The sequence below is a fragment of the Chryseobacterium panacisoli genome (assembly GCF_008274625.1).
Taxonomy (GTDB): domain Bacteria; phylum Bacteroidota; class Bacteroidia; order Flavobacteriales; family Weeksellaceae; genus Chryseobacterium; species Chryseobacterium panacisoli.
This window is the reverse complement of the sequence record NZ_VTRU01000002.1, coordinates 505,184-521,986: the sequence shown is the minus strand read 5'-3', so window position 1 is coordinate 521,986 and position 16,803 is coordinate 505,184. Positions and strand designations below refer to the sequence as shown.

Below are 16,803 nucleotides of genomic sequence, written 5' to 3'. Positions count from 1 at the left end.
TTGAAATTCCGCAGTACTGAATTATAAATTTGAACTCTGAAACCTAGGTTCAGTAAGGGTTTGAGATTGTTTATACAAAAGAGGAGTTGTATTTTTTATTTTCTTGAAGGTTGAAAAGAAAGTTGATTTGGAATTAAATCCTACTTCGTACCCGATCTCCTCAATCTTTAAATAAGACCCGTTTTCTATTTTTTCACAAGCTGCATTGATCCTGTACTCATTGATGCAGGTCGCAAAACTTTTTCCCAAATTATCATTCAGAAGCTGGGAAAGCTGATGAGCAGGCATATTCATTCTTGAAGCAAGATCGCTCAATTTTAAATTCGGATTTTTATAGAGCTCTTCCGTATCCATTACCCTTTCTAATCTTGTTACAAAAGTATCCGCCTGTTCTCCGGAAATCTTTTTATTGGAATATTTTTCTGTTTCTTTTACCGGAAGCTGCTGATATTTTTTGTTAAATAAAATCAAAAAGTTGGCATATAACACAAATGAAAACACCAGGCTTCCTCCTGCACAGTATATCTGTACCCAACCCGTTGAAATCAGCTGATAAGTCAAAAAGATAATCACATTGCTGACCAGAATCGGAAGTACAAAGTTATTTGGACTTTTATGGTTCCGCTTAAGCAAAATATAATACTGATAGACCGTAAGAAATATAAATACAGACCAAATGGTATAGATAAAAGTACCAAAATAGTTATCCCATGTGATGGGAAACACCAGATACAATAAACCAACAACTCCTAAAATAAGGGTTAATATCCCAAACCATTTCTGACAGTCATTCCAATCAAACTGATCCTGCTGGAAGGAAGATTTCACATAATAATATAAAGCCGGTCCGGTAAAAAATAAGGCTGACAGCCCTAAATGCGCGATAATTCTGGGTAAATCTGGATAAAAATAAAAGCATACTGAAATCATTACTCTTGAGCTTAGCATTAAGAGAAGAATTCCAAGGAAAAAATCCGGAAGGTATTTTAGTTTTTTAACAAACAGCAGATAAATTCCCAGCAAAAGTCCGTTGAATGCTCCTACTGCGCTGAAGAAAAATAGCATCTGTTGTCCAAAAGTCATTGAGTATTAATTTTTTACACAGTAAATTTAATCAAATTATTATATTCAATTTTGGAAAATATCTGTAAATATCAAAATTCTAGTAACAATATTTATTCTATTCCTGTTCGAGATATGCCTTCCAGCCTTTTCAGAATTAGTACCCGTAAGCGTTGTTCATGATCATCACCCCATTTTCCCAGTGCTGCAATGACCGGAATTAAGGTCTGACCCAATTCTGTAAGACTGTATTCTACCTTTGGAGGTACAACGGGATAAATCTTCTTCATAACAAGTTCATGTTCTTCCAGTTCTTTCAACTGCACATTCAAAACTCTGCGGGAAGCATCAGGAATTTTTCGCTGCAGCTCGCTTGGTCTTTGAATTCCTTCATTAATAAACCACAGCAAACGGATTTTCCATTTGCCGTAAAGCACTTCAGCAATAAGATCCAGCCCGCAATTCAGATTGGGTGGGATTTTTCTTTCATACATAAAAACAAATGTAACACAATGAGATGAGAACACAATAGGGGATTAATTTATCCCTATGTGATTCGTACATCCGTACTTGTACGAGCCTGTCATACTCCTGAAATTTGTACAAAAAAGAAATAATGACAGAGCCATTCAATTTCAATCATGAGTTATCAGGTAAAATAGCTTTGGTAACAGGCGGAACAAAAGGAACCGGAAAAGCAATTGCCGAAAGATTGTTAGTTGCAGGTGCCATTGTAATTGTCACTGCAAGGAATCAACCTGAAAATATTAACAGTCAGCTTCATTTTATCGCAGGCGATCTGAGCCAGGCAAAAGAAACTGAAAAACTGGTAAAAAAAGTCCTTTCCAGGTTTGGCAGGCTGGATATTCTGATTAATACTTTGGGGGGCTCAGAGACACCTGGCGGTGGTTTTGCAGTACTGAGTGATGAAGATTGGGAAAACACTATTCAGACGAATCTTCTGGCACCAGTCCGTTTAGACAGAGGATTTTTGCCCCAAATGCTGGAACGGAAAAATGGAGTAATCATTCATATCGCCTCTATTCAGGGAAGATTACCATTATTTGATTCTACGCTTCCTTACGCAGCTGCCAAAGCCGGATTAGTTAACTACAGTAAAGGCCTGTCGAAAGAAGTTTCTTCCAAAGGGATTCGCGTACTCACGGTTTCTCCCGGCTGGATCATGACTTCATCTGCAAACCGAATGATGGAACGAATTGCTGACAGTTCAAAAATCACTGTTGAAGAGGCTACGCAAAGTGTGATGGATGCACTGGGAGGAATTCCTATCGGGAAGCCGGCACAACCCGAAGATATTGCAGAATTTGTTGGCTTTCTGGTTTCTCCCAGAGCAAAATATTTAACAGGAACCGAATATGTAATAGACGGTGGTACCATTCCTACTATTTAATTATTTAAAATGACAATATGAACCTACCTAACATTTTACAAGAATTTTTAAAAGCACAGAAGCTTTTTGACAGTACAGCTTTTTCCAATTGTTTTTCGAATCAGGCGACCGTTTTTGATGAAGGAAAAATCTATAAAGGAAAGGAGGAAATAAAACATTGGAACGAGAAGTCCAATAATGAATTTCAAACGTTATTTGAAGTACAGGATTTTTCAACGAGAGAGCATACCATTCTTTTAAAGATCAACATTTCCGGTTCCTTCGATGGAAGCCCGGCATTACTTAACTTTTATTTCAGAACTGATGACAGCCTTATTACCGCTTTAATCATTACGGGATAAGCTGTAAAATAAAAAATCCCAAAGCAAGCTTTGGGATTTTTTTTGTATGGTGAAAGCAAATATTATCTGCTTGCGATGTCGATATAATTTCTTTCCTGAGCACCTTGGTAAACCTGTCTTGGTCTTCCGATCGGGTCTCCTTTCAGTCTCATTTCTTTCCACTGAGAAATCCATCCCGGAAGTCTTCCTAATGCAAACATTACTGTAAACATTTCTGTAGGAATTCCTAACGCTCTGTAGATGATTCCTGAATAGAAATCTACGTTTGGATATAGTTTTCTTTCGATGAAATACTCGTCTTCAAGTGCTACTCTTTCTAACTGCATTGCAATGTCAAGAGCTTTATCCTGAATACCTAGTGCAGTAAGGATATCGTCAGCAGCTTTCTTGATGATTTTCGCTCTTGGGTCGAAGTTTTTGTAAACTCTGTGTCCGAATCCCATCAGACGGAAGCTATCATTCTTATCTTTAGCTTTAGCAACATATTTAGATACGTCACCTCCATCTTTCTCGATCAATTCAAGCATTTCGATTACCGCCTGGTTAGCACCACCGTGAAGTGGTCCCCAAAGTGCAGATACCCCAGCAGAGATAGAAGCGAAAAGACCTGTGTGCGCAGAACCTACCATTCTTACTGTAGAAGTAGAACAGTTTTGTTCGTGGTCTGCGTGAAGGATTAATAATTTATCTAAAGCATTTACAACTACCGGATCGATTTCGAAATCAGCGTTTGGTAATCTGAATGCCATTTTGTAGAAGTTTTCTACATAGTTTAGGTTGTTATCCCCGTGGTTCAATGGTAAACCTTGAGTTTTTCTGTAAGTCCAAGCACAAAGGTGAGAGAACTTAGCGATCATCAGCTCTGCAGCATGATCCATTTCTTCTTTAGAATTTACGTTAACTGCCTTCGGGTTGAAAGCTGTCAAAGCAGAAGTTAAAGAAGATAAAACTCCCATAGGGTGAGCAGAACGAGGAAAAACATCAATGATTTTTTTCATTTCGTCTGCGATGAAGTTATATTTTTTAATATTGTTGTCGAATGAAGTAAACTGATCCTGAGTAGGTAATTCTCCATGTAATAAAAGATACATTACTTCTGTGAAGTTAGATTTTTCAGCAATCTGCTCAATTGGATAACCTCTGTAGAATAATTCTCCTTTATCTCCGTCTAAGTAAGTGATGTCACTAATAGTAGCTCCTGTATTTTTGTAACCTAAATCCAGAGTGATCAAACCTGTCTGGTCTCTTAATTTTGAAATATCAATCCCTCTGTCTCCGATAGTACTATCCACGATAGGATATTCATATGAATTACCGTCGTAATTCAATATTACTTTGTTGTCTGACATTATTTATTTATTTTTTTTAAATATACCACTTTCCATAAAATACGGCAAACAAAAATTATCGCTTGCCGTTATTTATAAATTCAATTATCTTTTTATTTTAAATGCTTCTAACCCTGGGAAAATTGCGGTTTCACCAAGAGCTTCTTCAATTCTTAATAACTGGTTGTATTTAGCCATTCTGTCTGATCTTGAAGCTGAACCTGTTTTGATTTGTCCGCAGTTCATTGCTACCGCTAAATCAGCAATTGTAGAATCTTCAGTTTCTCCTGATCTGTGAGACATTACTGATGTGAACCTGTTGTTCTGAGCCATTTGTACAGCAGCCATTGTTTCAGAAAGAGAACCGATTTGGTTTACTTTTACAAGGATAGAGTTCGCAATATTTTCTTTTACTCCTCTGGATAGTCTTTCTACATTGGTCACAAATAAATCATCACCTACAAGCTGTACTCTGTCACCGATTTTATCAGTTAACATTTTCCAACCCTCCCAGTCATTTTCCTGCATACCGTCTTCAATGGAAATGATTGGGTATTTTGCAGCCAGTTCAGCTAAGTAAGAAACCTGCTCGCTGCTTGAAAACTGAGCTGCATCCGGAGTCTGGAATTTTCTGTAATCATAAATTCCGTCTTTATAGAATTCAGAAGCCGCACAGTCAAGCGCTAACATAATATCGTCACCAGGCTTATAACCTGCTTTTTCAATTGCCTGAAGTAAGGTATCCAAAGCATCCTCAGTTCCTTTGAAAGTAGGAGCAAAACCACCTTCGTCACCTACAGCAGTAGATAAACCTCTTGAATGAAGAATAGATTTCAGATTGTGGAAAATTTCAGTTCCTTTTCTCAATGCATGAGAGAAAGAATCTGCTTTTACCGGCATGATCATGAATTCCTGGAATGCGATAGGAGCATCTGAGTGAGATCCACCATTAATTACATTCATCATTGGAACAGGAAGTGTGTTTGCATTCACTCCTCCTACATATTTATAAAGCGGCATTCCCAATTCTGCAGCTGCAGCTCTTGCTACGGCTAAAGAAACACCAAGAATAGCATTAGCACCAAGATTTCCTTTGTTAGCCGTTCCGTCAAGATCAATCATAATCTGATCGATATAGTTTTGTTCAAAAACCGGCTGTCCAACTAAATTCTCTGCAATTACTTCTTTTACATTTTCAACAGCTTTCAGAACTCCTTTCCCCTGATATTCTGAACCACCGTCACGTAATTCTACCGCTTCGTGTTCTCCTGTAGATGCTCCTGAAGGTACAGCAGCACGGCCCATTGCACCGCTTTCTGTAAATACATCTACTTCAATGGTAGGGTTACCTCTGGAATCTAAAATCTGTCTTGCTTCTATATAAGAAATTGCACTCATTTTTTATTTTTTTTAGTTTAGACAAATTTAATCAAAATTTAACTTTTAGGGGTATTTCGAGGGATTTTTTTGAAATAAATCCAAGTTAAATTTTAGTTAATTTATATTATGATAATTCCACAATTTCTTTATGCAGAATTGCAGATTTAAAATAGGGAAAGAATGATAAAAAAACTCACCTTTTAAAATTGTAAAGGTGAGTTTTCATTATCTAATTATTATGCTATTCTTTTTTCATTGCATCAAAATTGAAACTGACATTTAAGAACCCAAAAAGATTATTGTTTTTAATATCATATTTTAAAATCAATGGAACCCAAAGGTTTTTTAAAATTCTTATTCTTAAATCTGCATTAGCTAAGAACTGGTCATTTTTTTCATCTGTCATTATTCCTGAAACAATTCTCTTATATTCAAAATTAGGTTTAAGTTCTACGATAGATCTCTCTTTAGTTTCCCAAATCGAAATATTCAATCCTAATTGTGACGAAAATTCTTTCCGTTTTATAACCGATGTTGTGATGCTATCTTTTGCTTTAAACTGATTTCGGAAGTCTATTTCCAATTTACTTCCCTTCTTAGATTTCAATCCTTGCAGATAAACCAAATTGGCATCAAACTCGTCTAAAAATTTAGAATCCTTTTGAAAATTACTATGGAATCCTACAGTTAGTAAAGGTCGCCTTTTTAATTTTCCTAATTCATCTTGAAAAGTATCTAAAAATTTTTTAGCTTCTATTCCATCCTGCTCTTCAAGCAATATCTTTTTAAAATCTTCCGGCAGATTATCTATGGGCAAGTAATATTGTTTTTCAATAGAAGCCTTTGCTAGTTTTTCAATTTTTTGATAGTCTGTAGAAGTTGCTACGTTTCTATATTTTTGTAAAGCAAAAATTAAAGCAGAACTTAACTTGGCAAAATATTTACCGGATTCATACTCTTCTCTGGCTAAACTGGCTATGGTTGTATCTCTTTTGTTAATGATTGCCCAGTCAAAGCCATAATTAAATCCCTTAAATTTATAATCATTATCAAGGTTCAATCCTATTTGTACTTGAAAATTCCTATAAAAGATCTCTCGTTTACTTGTATAGTTATAATCAATTAATAAAGTACTATCAACTTTTGATCTCAATGAAAAAATGTTTGCTTTAAATTGAAAAGATTTGTTTTCACTTGTTAATCCTTTAAAAGAAGCCTGCATATAATCAGTCAATACGTCTTTCCAGTTTCCTGATTTTGTTTCTTCTATTTTATTATAAAAACCATCTGATTTTAAATCTTTTTTTGCGAAACCTGCATTTTGGGCACAAACCAATAATGCATTAAAGAAAACCAGAATAATCCCTAATTTATATATAAGTGTTTTCATGATCCTTTTTTATTATTTACTTTAAAATGATACGTTAACAGATACCCGTTCCCTTTTCTATTTGCAGGATTTAAATCAGAATCTTCACTAAGAGTAATATCTCCATCGATTTTTATTCTTGTATTTCTTTCTGCTGATAAAGGATTCGATCCAATTATATAAAGATCATATTCTGTCTCCTCTTTTAACTCAAATTCCTCAGAAAAAGTTCCATTTTCTGTTTTTTCAAAAAGAGGGACTGTGCTTCCTTTTTTAAAAATTTTATAAATAATTCCTAAAATTGAAGCTCCGCCCGTTACTGTAATATTCAATGTTATAGTTTTCATAATATCTAGTTTTTAAGTTGTTTATTTTCTCGGTGAAGGAGATAAAAGCCCCGCTAAGGCTCCTATAGCCCCTGACGAAATGGTAGCAAAGATTGTTACCAGCTGATTATCTTTAGCAGCACCATCATTCCAGTAAGCAATGAGGATAAGTCCTGCTATTATACCAATCACTGCCAGGCCGAGCATAAGTACTATAATTCTGTAGATCCAGTAATCTGTGTCTTTAGGATTTTTTATTTCTACATTTTTTATAGCTTCCATAGGATTGGTTTTAAATTTCTCCTGAAGATCAGTGTTGTTTTTTAAAGCAGCTTCCAAATCTCCAATACTGTCATTAATAAGAGTTTTCATGGCTTTTGGTTTTTATAGATCAAATTTCCCTCTAAAAAACACACCAGTCAATTACACAAAGGGGTAATTTTTATACTGTTATTTTAAAAACCAGGCATGTTCCAGGGGTTTCGGATGAAATATGACATTCACCGGATAATTCATTCATTCTTCTTTTCATATTTCTGAGGCCATTTCCTTTTGGCTGGTCATCCGGAATTCCGATTCCGTTATCTGATATTTTCATAGAAAAGTTATTTTTTTCCTGTGAAAATGAAAGTTTCAATTGATCTGCATGGCTGTGTTTGTATACATTATTCACCGCTTCTTTTAAACAGAGAAAAAGATTACACCTCATTTCTGTGGAAACAGAGGTTTCAGCAATGATATCATTACATTCCGAATGCAATACTATTTTTGTTTTCTTTAAAAAGTTTCCGGTATATAGTATTGCATAGTCAATAAAACGGCCTAGTGTATCATTCCCTGAATTAAGGCTCCAGAGCATTTCACGCATAGAAATATTCATTTCTTCAGAAGTTTTCAGAAGTTCATCAATATCACTTTGCAGATCACCATCTTCTGCTTTCTGTTTTAAAAATTCTGCCTGAAGTTTTAATGCTGAAATCCCTGCTCCGAGGTCATCATGCATATCGTGGGAAATGCGTTCGCGTTCCTGTTCAAGAACTTTTTGCTTTTCAAGCTCTTTCTGAAGGAGTTGGTTCTGATGTTCGGCTTCTTTAAGCTGTTGTTCTTTCAGATACAAAAGCTGTTTTCTGTTGTACATTAATACAACGAAAATTGTAAAAGCAGCCAAAAGCACAACTAAAAGTAATGCAATTAAAAAAATAAGTTTTATTTCTGAAGGTAAGGACTTCATTTTTTATCCATTGGGTTATATTTATGTAAAGCAATATAAAATAAACCACTGCATACAATATTGATTACATTTAATATTTGTTTCAGCAATTTTAGAAATGGCTTATCAATTTCATTCAGCAGGTACATGGGAATAATTCTGAAAAGAAAAAAACAACTCCATAGAAGTATCGAGGTTGAGATCCAAAAGACAGGATCGTCTGTAATTTTCGATTTATTAATATTGTTTAATTTGTAACTGCACCAATACAATACCTGTAGTATATTGATAACACAATACATGATAGCAATATTCAAATTATATTTATCAACATAAAAAAGCTCGATATTCAATAGTATTACCATTAAAGCGATGGCAGATAATATAAAAGCTATTTTCTTGTTTTTAATACGTCGAAAATAAAAAATGATAAAATAGAAAGTATTGAAAAGATTCAGATAATTATACTGAATTGATCTGGTTGAAATAATATTAATTTCTGAAAAAAAATCTACAAAAAAATTTACACCCAGATACAACAAAAAATAGTCTTGAGAGGATAATTTCCTTCCTCTCAAAACTATTAGACCTTTTATTAAAACAATAAAAGAAATTATATAGTAAGCTGTAATAAGCATCTTATGGCTCTAAACTTCCCTGATCGTAATATGGAAAATCTGCACTAAGTAATTGTTTATTATTATCTGATGGCATAGTTGCAAGATATATTGACTGTTTCCCACTTCCAAAACTTACCGTCTTTTTTCTTCCAATACATGGTATGAAGTCAAGTCTAGAAATATTTTTTTTAAGGCAACCTTCCAAATACATGTGTATTCTATCAATGTACTGTTTTACAAGAATCAACTCATAGCGTATAGAGTTTGCTACATAAGCGTCATTGGATACATTAGTGAGGATTCTCCCTAAATCTGTACTATCAAAGCGTCCCAAGTGGTTTTCATCTACCTCATAATATCTATCCAGGTTAAAAACAAAATAGTGTTTATCCAGTTTGGTTGTATCTGATGCCTCATGGAAGGAAAGGCTTGCATATAAATATCCTTCTATATTTTTCAGTGATGATTGATTTTCAGGCATCATTCTGGAAAACTCACTAATCTTACTCTCTGGAAGTTGTCTAAAAGAGATCTTCATTATTGTATACCCCTCATTCAAATGGTCTCTGACAAGGGTTTCAAATAAATTAAAATCTATGTACAATTCTTGAGTAATATCAGGAGCCCGCTGCTCAAACAACGCTCTGTTTCTTAAAAATTCTTCATCTCCTATAGGATGTGTTACGAAAAATTTCACACCGTTCTTGGTAATATAATCCTTTATCCATTGCTCACGTTCTGTAAACTCTTCCATTTCATAGAAATCCTTAATTGCTCCTGCCTTTTGCTTAGCAATAATCTCAGCTTCCAAAGCACATTTAAAATCATGCAGTTCTTTTTCCATTGTTTCTTAGTTTTTTGATTGGTTAAATTTATTAATAGCCTCCACTTTATTGTTTACGTGAAGTTTTCTGTAGATATTTCCGACGTGTTTTTTTACCGTATCAATACTGATACATTTTTTGTCTGCAATTTCTTTGTAAAGGAGTCCTTCTGAAAGAAGTTCAAGAATTTCCTTTTCACGTTCTGTAAGTTCATCGAAACCTTTAATTTCCGGAAGCTTTCTTTCAAAATGTCTGAGAACTCTTCGGGCAATGGAAAAACTCATAGGAGCTCCGCCCTGGTATACATCCCGGATAGAAGAGAGGATTTTGTCCATACTTTCTCCTTTTACGAGATAACCCATTGCACCGGCTTTTAAGGAATTAAAGATTTTTTCATCGTCATCAAAACTGGTACACATGATAAATTGTGTATTGGGCATCTCTTTTCGCAGCTTTTCGATGATTTCGATTCCGAGCATATCCTGCAACTGAATATCCATCATCACAACATCCGGTGAAATGGCGGGAAGGTTTTGCATGGCATCATTTCCATCAAAGAACTGAGCAATTACCTTCATATCCTGTTGGTAATTGATTACTTTCTTCAACGCATTGTTGTAGTTTTTTTCGTCTTCTACTATGGCGATGGAAATATTCATGACTTTGTTTGTTTCTAGCAAATTTCAACAGAAAACGAATTGAAATCAATTACACCTTTGGGTAATATTGACATTTGAGTTTATAGTGTGGTTTAGTCTTTTAAGTTTTACTAAATTTAATCAATTTTTCATTTAAAAACCAATATTAATTTAAATTAATATCAACATAATAAAACAAACAGTAAACATATGATAATTTAATATTTAAAAATCAGATATTCATACAAGAAAAGTTATTTCGTTTGAACAGATGCTAAATGAATATTCATTTATAAGATAATATTCATTTCATTTTTAATATTTCTTTTTTTGAAAAACAACTTTACTTGAAGAGAAAAAGAAGAAAAATATATTTCAAAATCAACAGAAATTTCTGATATTGTCAGGCATGATTTTTGTAAAATTTAAAGAACAAAATCATTGTAACTATCAAATAATATAATCATGAAAAAAAGTCTTTTAGCACTAGGTGCTGTACTTGCATTAACGGCTGTAAGCTGTAAAAAAAGTGAAAGTGGAAATAAAAGTGTTATTAAAACAGACAGCTCAACAACTGTAGTTACGGATAACAATGGAAAAATAGACTCGGTAACACAAGGTTCTTCAACAGTAGATATAAACGGACAGAAAATTGAAAAAACAGATTTTGTTTATAAGGCAACAGACGGAACATTGGTGAAAGTAGTATTCAAAAACGATCCGAAAGAAAGTACAGTAGCCATTACCAGCAACAAGAAAACTTTTACATTACCTAAAACAGAGACCAAAGGTGATGAAACGATTTACAAGAAAGATGATATGACAGCCAGGGTAAAAGGGGACAGCCTTCATCTTGAACAGGGTAATAATCTTATTGAATTGAAAAGAACAAAGATCTAAAATAGCAATGTCCCTCAATATTGAGGGACATTTTATTTTCATACACTTTACATCTTTGAGCTGCCGTTCCTATCAACAAGAATATGATGGCCCAAATTATTCTATGTAAAGAAAATAAAAAAGCCATCCGGATTCCGGATGGCTTTTTATATATCTGAATGAATATTATTCTTCAGTTTTTTCTTCAGTAGTATCAGCTTTAGCTTCTTCTACTTTTTCTTCTACTACAGGAGCATCAGCAACTACTGCTTCAGCTTTTTTTGTAGTAGCAGTTGATCTTCTGCTTCTTCTTGTAGCTTTTTTCTCTTCAGCATTAGGGTTGTAAAGCTCGTTGAAATCTACTAATTCGATAAGAGCCATATCAGCAGCATCACCTGGTCTGAAACCTGTCTTAATGATTCTTGTATAACCACCGTTTCTTTCAGCGATTTTAGGAGCTACAGTTCTGAATAATTCAGCAACCGCAAATTTATTTTGAAGGTAAGAGAATACTATTCTTCTGTTGTGTGTAGTATCTTCTTTTGCTTTTGTTAATAGAGGCTCAACATATACTCTTAAAGCTTTAGCTTTAGCTACAGTAGTGTTGATTCTTTTATGCTCAATTAGAGAACAAGCCATATTAGAAAGTAAAGCACTTCTGTGAGAAGCTGTTCTTCCTAAGTGATTGAATTTTTTACCGTGTCTCATTATTAATTATTTATCAGCGTCTAACTTATATTTTGCAACGTCGAAACCGAAGTTAAGACCTTTTGAATGCACTAATTCTTCTAGTTCTGTCAAAGATTTTTTACCAAAATTTCTGAATTTCATCAAATCAGACTTACTGTAAGAAACCAATTCTCCAAGAGTTTCTACTTCAGCTGCTTTTAGACAGTTAAGGGCTCTTACAGAAAGATCCATATCTGCTAATTTAGACTTAAGAAGTTGTCTTGTGTGAAGAGTTTCTTCATCGTACTGGATAGATGCTTTTACAGCTTCAGTTTCAAGCGTGATTCTCTCATCAGAGAATAGCATGAAGTGATAAATTAATATCTTAGAAGCTTCAGTTAAAGCATTCTGAGGGCTGATAGACCCATCAGTTTCTATATCTAATACAAGTTTTTCGTAGTCTGTTTTTTGCTCTACACGATAATTTTCAATGCTATATTGTACTTTCTTGATCGGCGTAAAAATAGAGTCGATAGCAATAGTTCCTACAGGAGCATTGTTTGACTTATTTTGTTCAGAAGGCACATACCCTCTACCTTTTTCAATATTGAAAGTAATTTCGAAAGTTACATCACTGTTTAGGTTGCAAATCACTAAATCTGGGTTTAAAACCTCAAATCCATTGATAGACTTTCCTAAATCACCAGCAGTAATAACCGTCTGACCTGAAACTTTAGCAACAACCTGCTCGTTAGCCTGGCCTTCTGCTGCAGCTTTTAATCTTACCTGCTTAAGGTTAAGAATAATTTCGGTAACATCTTCGATTACTCCTGGAATAGTTGAAAATTCGTGCTCTACACCTTCTATTTTGATAGATGAAATAGCGTATCCTTCCAGAGAAGAAAGCAACACTCTTCTCAAAGCATTACCGATTGTAAGCCCGAAACCTGGTTCTAAAGGTCTGAATTCGAATTGACCTTTAAATTCATCAGAGTTAAGTAAAATTACTTTATCGGGTTTTATGAATTGTAAAATTGCCATATTATTGGGTTGAGCAAAAATTTGATTAAAAAATTATTTAGAGTAAAGTTCCACGATAAGGTTCTCCTTAATGTCCTCCGGAATTTGGATTCTTTCAGGAGCAGAAATGAAAGTACCTTCTTTCTTCTCATCGTTGAATTGTAACCACTCATAGTTTGACTTAGAAGCCAATGCATTGGTAACAACTTCAAGAGACTTAGACTTTTCTCTTACAGTGATCACATCACCAGCTTTTACCAAGTAAGAAGGGATATTAAGAATTTCTCCGTTCACAGTGATGTGTCTGTGAGAAACTAATTGTCTTGCACCAGATCTGGTTTTAGCAAAACCTAATCTGTACACTACATTATCCAATCTTGATTCGCAAAGTTGTAATAGAACTTCACCTGTTACTCCTTTGCTTCTGTGTGCTTTTTCAAATAAGTTAGCAAACTGTCTTTCTAAAATACCGTAAGTATATTTAGCTTTTTGTTTTTCAGCTAACTGAACTGCATATTCTGATTTTTTAGCACCTCTTCTTTTGTTAGGACCGTGTTGTCCTGGCGGTTGGTTTTTTCTTTTTTCGAAGTTTTTATCATCTCCGTAGATTGCAGCACCAAACTTTCTAGCAATCTTAGTTTTAGGTCCAATATATCTTGCCATAATGGGTAAATTCTAAAAATTAAACTCTTCTTCTTTTTGGTGGTCTACATCCATTGTGCGGCATTGGAGTCACATCAATGATTTCGCTAACTTCAATTCCTGAATTGTGAATAGATCTGATTGCAGATTCTCTACCTGCACCTGGACCTTTCACAAACACCTTTACTCTTCTTAATCCAGCTTCATGAGCTACAGCAGAGCAATTTTCAGCTGCCATTTGAGCAGCAAAAGGAGTGTTCTTTTTAGAACCTCTGAATCCCATTTTACCGGCAGATGCCCAAGAGATAACCTCTCCACTTTTATTTGTTAAAGAAATGATGATGTTATTGAAAGAAGCTTGAATATGTGCTTCACCAATAGCTTCAACTTTTACTTTTCTTTTTTTAACTACTTTACTTTGTTTTGCCATAATTCCTAACGATTATTTACTTGCCTTTTTCTTGTTAGCAACTGTTTTTCTCTTTCCTTTACGGGTTCTAGAGTTGTTTTTCGTTCTCTGGCCTCTTAAAGGTAATCCTAGTCTGTGACGTATTCCTCGTTGGCATCCTATGTCCATCAATCTCTTGATGTTCAATTGCACTTCAGATCTTAATTCTCCTTCTACTTTTACGTTTTCAGAGATATATGTTCTGATTGCAGCCAATTCATCGTCATTCCATTCGTTGACTTTCTTGTCTTCGCTGATACCGGCAGCTTTAAGGATTTCGGAAGAAGTATTTCTTCCTACTCCATAGATGTAAGTTAAACCGATAACACCTCTTTTGTTTTTTGGTAAATCAATACCTGCAATTCTCGCCATAATTTAATGTTAGCCTTGTCTTTGTTTAAATTTTGGGTTCTTCTTGTTGATTACGAATAGTACACCTTTTCTGCGTACGATTTTGCAATCAGCACTTCTTTTTTTAATTGATGCTCTTACTTTCATTTTGATAGTATTTATTTTTTACAAATGCCAAATGGAAAGTGTATTCCATTTGGCTAATTGTTTTAATATCTAAATGTGATCCTCCCTTTTGTTAAATCATAGGGAGACATTTCTAGTTTTACCTTATCACCAGGTAAAAGTTTAATATAGTGCATTCGCATTTTACCGGAAATATGAGCAATAAGAATATGCCCATTTTCAAGTTCTACACGGAACTGAGCGTTCGAAAGTGCTTCCGTTATAACGCCGTCTTGTTCAATATGTTTTTGTTTTGCCATAAATTAATATCCAGTCGTTCTAGACAGTTTAGACTGCATTAAGCCATCATAGTGATGATTCAGCAGATATGTATTAATCTGTTGAACAGTATCTAAAATTACACCTACCATAATTAATAGTGACGTTCCCCCGAAAAATAAGGCAAACGCATCTGTCTGAACAAAGCTTCCATGCACAATTGCTGGAAGGACTGCAAAGATAGATAAAAAAATTGCACCTGGCAAGGTAATTTTTGATAAAATATCATCTAAGTAATCTGCTGTCTCTTTCCCTGGTCTTACTTTCGGTACTAAACCTCCATTTCTCTTCAAATCATCAGCCATCTGGTTTACCGGAATTGTAATTGCAGTATAGAAAAACGAGAAGATAATAATTAATAGCGCAAACAATACATTGTACTGCCAGCTAAAAACATTCTTGAAACCTGCAAGAAAAGTGTTGGACTCATCGAATTTTGTTAATAATCCTGGTACGAACATCAATGCCTGAGCAAAGATAATCGGCATTACACCAGCAGCATTTACTTTCAACGGAATCCATTGTCTTGCGCCCTGCATAAGATTCTTGTTTACACCTCCTCTTGCTTGAGCTCTGCTTACATACTGAATTGGAATTTTTCTAACAGCCACAGATAAAATCACGGCTAGAAGAACAACTACCATCCAGAATAATACTTCAATAAGGATCATGATAGATCCCATTCCTCCTTTTCCGTTCTGCACGGCCATCTCCTGTACGAATGCTTCAGGTAATCTTGAAAGGATCCCTACCATAATAAGAATGGAAATACCATTTCCGATTCCTTTGTCGGTAATCTTTTCACCTAACCACATTGCGAATACTGAACCAGCAACCAGGATAACAATACTTGGTAACCAGAACATGATAGAATTTGGCTCTACAAAATATGCAGATTGGAACTGAGCATACGGTAAGAATAATTGAGTAATAGAAGTTAAATAAGAAGGTGCCTGTACCAGACAAACTCCAATTGTTAACCATCTTGTAATTTGGTTCAATGTATTTCTACCTGACTCTCCATCTTTCTGAAGCTTCTGAAGATAAGGAATAGCCATTCCCATCAACTGAACAATAATAGAAGCAGAAATATAAGGCATGATTCCCAACGCCATTACGGAAGCGTGGCTGAAAGCTCCCCCCGTAAACGACGAAAGCAAGCCAAGGAGACCTGCTCCTTGCTTGTTACCGCCTTGATTTTTATAATGCTCTAAGAGATCTCCCACCTCTGCAAGGTTAATTGCAGGAAGTGAGATATAAGATGCGAATCTATACACAAGGATAATACCTAACGTAAAGAGAATTTTATCTCTTAATTCCTTTAGGCTCCATATATTTTTAAGTGTTTGTATAAATTCTTTCATTAGTAAGTATTATAAGGTAATTGCTTTTCCACCTGCTTTAGCAATAAGCTCTTCAGCAGATTTAGTGAATTTGTCAGCAGAGATTGAAACCGCAGATTTCAATTCTCCTCTACCCATAATTTTCACTAATTCGTTTTTAGAAACTATCCCGTTTTCTACTAAAACTTCTTTCGTGATATCTCCAGTGATGGATTTGTTCTCGATTAAAGTTTGAATAGTATCAAGGTTAACTCCTCTAAACTCTTTTCTATTTACGTTTTTGAATCCGAATTTAGGTAATCTTCTTTGTAAAGGCATCTGTCCACCTTCGAAACCGATTTTCTGAGAATAACCAGCTCTAGCTTTCTGACCTTTGTGTCCTTTTGTTGAAGTACCTCCTTTTCCACTACCTTGACCTCTACCAATTCTTTTTGAGTTGAAAGTAGATCCTGCAGCAGGTTGTATATTGTTTAAATTCATTTTAATTCTCTTTTATAA

Annotated in this window: 22 protein-coding genes; 3 read left to right on the top strand and 19 right to left on the bottom strand. The window is 34.7% G+C overall.

Annotated features, from left to right (window positions below):
- Positions 1 to 21: 21 nt before the first annotated feature.
- Both FW781_RS12895 and FW781_RS12890 read right to left on the bottom strand, forming a co-directional pair.
- A complete protein-coding gene (locus tag FW781_RS12895) occupies positions 22 to 1,083 on the bottom strand; it encodes a helix-turn-helix domain-containing protein (RefSeq protein ID WP_149387777.1) in 1,062 nt (353 codons plus the stop codon).
- A 92-nt stretch (positions 1,084 to 1,175) separates the two neighbouring features.
- Positions 1,176 to 1,556, bottom strand: a complete 381-nt coding sequence (locus FW781_RS12890) for a winged helix-turn-helix transcriptional regulator (RefSeq protein WP_149387776.1) — start codon at positions 1,554 to 1,556, stop codon at positions 1,176 to 1,178.
- Between the two features lie 122 nt (positions 1,557 to 1,678).
- Here FW781_RS12890 and FW781_RS12885 point away from each other — a divergent pair, with 122 nt between their 5' ends.
- Together FW781_RS12885 and FW781_RS12880 are read left to right on the top strand one after the other, a co-directional pair.
- Positions 1,679 to 2,473 (top strand): SDR family oxidoreductase, encoded by a 795-nt coding sequence (locus FW781_RS12885; protein WP_149387775.1) that lies wholly within the window; start codon positions 1,679 to 1,681, stop codon positions 2,471 to 2,473.
- A gap of 17 nt (positions 2,474 to 2,490) precedes the next feature.
- Complete coding sequence (locus tag FW781_RS12880) at positions 2,491 to 2,814, top strand: nuclear transport factor 2 family protein (protein ID WP_149387774.1); 324 nt, start codon at positions 2,491 to 2,493, stop codon at positions 2,812 to 2,814.
- A 62-nt stretch (positions 2,815 to 2,876) separates the two neighbouring features.
- On the opposite strand, the gene FW781_RS12875 is transcribed toward FW781_RS12880, so the two are convergent.
- The 8 genes from FW781_RS12875 to FW781_RS12840 form a co-directional block, all read right to left on the bottom strand.
- Positions 2,877 to 4,163 carry a citrate synthase gene (locus FW781_RS12875; RefSeq protein ID WP_149387773.1) on the bottom strand — a complete coding sequence of 429 codons (1,287 nt, stop codon included), beginning with the start codon at positions 4,161 to 4,163 and terminating at the stop codon, positions 2,877 to 2,879.
- A gap of 84 nt (positions 4,164 to 4,247) precedes the next feature.
- Complete coding sequence (gene eno / locus FW781_RS12870; protein ID WP_047380609.1) at positions 4,248 to 5,540, bottom strand: phosphopyruvate hydratase; 1,293 nt, start codon at positions 5,538 to 5,540, stop codon at positions 4,248 to 4,250.
- A 223-nt stretch (positions 5,541 to 5,763) separates the two neighbouring features.
- A complete protein-coding gene (locus FW781_RS12865; RefSeq protein WP_149387772.1) occupies positions 5,764 to 6,912 on the bottom strand; it encodes a hypothetical protein in 1,149 nt (382 codons plus the stop codon).
- On the bottom strand, positions 6,909 to 7,223 hold the full coding sequence (locus FW781_RS12860) for a hypothetical protein (RefSeq protein WP_149387771.1): 315 nt from the start codon (positions 7,221 to 7,223) through the stop codon (positions 6,909 to 6,911). The genes FW781_RS12865 and FW781_RS12860 overlap by 4 nt, the downstream gene beginning before the upstream one ends.
- 36 nt (positions 7,224 to 7,259) lie before the next feature.
- Complete coding sequence (locus FW781_RS12855; RefSeq protein ID WP_149387770.1) at positions 7,260 to 7,589, bottom strand: hypothetical protein; 330 nt, start codon at positions 7,587 to 7,589, stop codon at positions 7,260 to 7,262.
- A gap of 70 nt (positions 7,590 to 7,659) precedes the next feature.
- Complete coding sequence (locus tag FW781_RS12850; RefSeq protein WP_149387769.1) at positions 7,660 to 8,448, bottom strand: sensor histidine kinase; 789 nt, start codon at positions 8,446 to 8,448, stop codon at positions 7,660 to 7,662.
- Between the two features lie 618 nt (positions 8,449 to 9,066).
- Positions 9,067 to 9,891, bottom strand: coding sequence for a hypothetical protein (locus FW781_RS12845; RefSeq protein ID WP_149387768.1), 825 nt, complete (start codon positions 9,889 to 9,891; stop codon positions 9,067 to 9,069).
- Between the two features lie 6 nt (positions 9,892 to 9,897).
- Positions 9,898 to 10,530: a response regulator gene (locus FW781_RS12840; RefSeq protein WP_149387767.1), complete on the bottom strand. Its 633-nt coding sequence runs from the start codon at positions 10,528 to 10,530 to the stop codon at positions 9,898 to 9,900.
- Between the two features lie 444 nt (positions 10,531 to 10,974).
- Here FW781_RS12840 and FW781_RS12835 point away from each other — a divergent pair, with 444 nt between their 5' ends.
- Entirely contained in the window at positions 10,975 to 11,409 is a 435-nt protein-coding gene (locus FW781_RS12835; RefSeq protein ID WP_149387766.1) for a hypothetical protein, read from the top strand.
- A gap of 165 nt (positions 11,410 to 11,574) precedes the next feature.
- Here FW781_RS12835 and rplQ read toward each other — a convergent pair whose 3' ends face one another.
- The 9 genes from rplQ to rplO form a co-directional block, all read right to left on the bottom strand.
- Positions 11,575 to 12,096, bottom strand: a complete 522-nt coding sequence (rplQ, locus tag FW781_RS12830; RefSeq protein WP_077413599.1) for a 50S ribosomal protein L17 — start codon at positions 12,094 to 12,096, stop codon at positions 11,575 to 11,577.
- A 6-nt stretch (positions 12,097 to 12,102) separates the two neighbouring features.
- On the bottom strand, positions 12,103 to 13,098 hold the full coding sequence (locus FW781_RS12825; RefSeq protein ID WP_047376582.1) for a DNA-directed RNA polymerase subunit alpha: 996 nt from the start codon (positions 13,096 to 13,098) through the stop codon (positions 12,103 to 12,105).
- Positions 13,099 to 13,131: 33 nt separating this feature from the next.
- A complete protein-coding gene (gene rpsD / locus FW781_RS12820; protein WP_047096812.1) occupies positions 13,132 to 13,740 on the bottom strand; it encodes a 30S ribosomal protein S4 in 609 nt (202 codons plus the stop codon).
- Between the two features lie 19 nt (positions 13,741 to 13,759).
- A complete protein-coding gene (rpsK, locus tag FW781_RS12815; protein ID WP_047376581.1) occupies positions 13,760 to 14,149 on the bottom strand; it encodes a 30S ribosomal protein S11 in 390 nt (129 codons plus the stop codon).
- A 12-nt stretch (positions 14,150 to 14,161) separates the two neighbouring features.
- Positions 14,162 to 14,539, bottom strand: a complete 378-nt coding sequence (rpsM, locus tag FW781_RS12810; protein ID WP_034738759.1) for a 30S ribosomal protein S13 — start codon at positions 14,537 to 14,539, stop codon at positions 14,162 to 14,164.
- A 9-nt stretch (positions 14,540 to 14,548) separates the two neighbouring features.
- On the bottom strand, positions 14,549 to 14,665 hold the full coding sequence (gene rpmJ / locus FW781_RS12805) for a 50S ribosomal protein L36 (RefSeq protein ID WP_007839480.1): 117 nt from the start codon (positions 14,663 to 14,665) through the stop codon (positions 14,549 to 14,551).
- 62 nt (positions 14,666 to 14,727) lie between these two features.
- The gene (gene infA / locus FW781_RS12800) at positions 14,728 to 14,943 is read right to left on the bottom strand and encodes a translation initiation factor IF-1 (protein WP_034684855.1); all 216 of its coding nucleotides are present in this window, start codon (positions 14,941 to 14,943) and stop codon (positions 14,728 to 14,730) included.
- Between the two features lie 3 nt (positions 14,944 to 14,946).
- Positions 14,947 to 16,326 (bottom strand): preprotein translocase subunit SecY, encoded by a 1,380-nt coding sequence (gene secY, locus FW781_RS12795; RefSeq protein WP_047376580.1) that lies wholly within the window; start codon positions 16,324 to 16,326, stop codon positions 14,947 to 14,949.
- A gap of 9 nt (positions 16,327 to 16,335) precedes the next feature.
- A complete protein-coding gene (gene rplO, locus FW781_RS12790) occupies positions 16,336 to 16,785 on the bottom strand; it encodes a 50S ribosomal protein L15 (RefSeq protein ID WP_089692683.1) in 450 nt (149 codons plus the stop codon).
- Positions 16,786 to 16,803 lie beyond the last annotated feature (18 nt).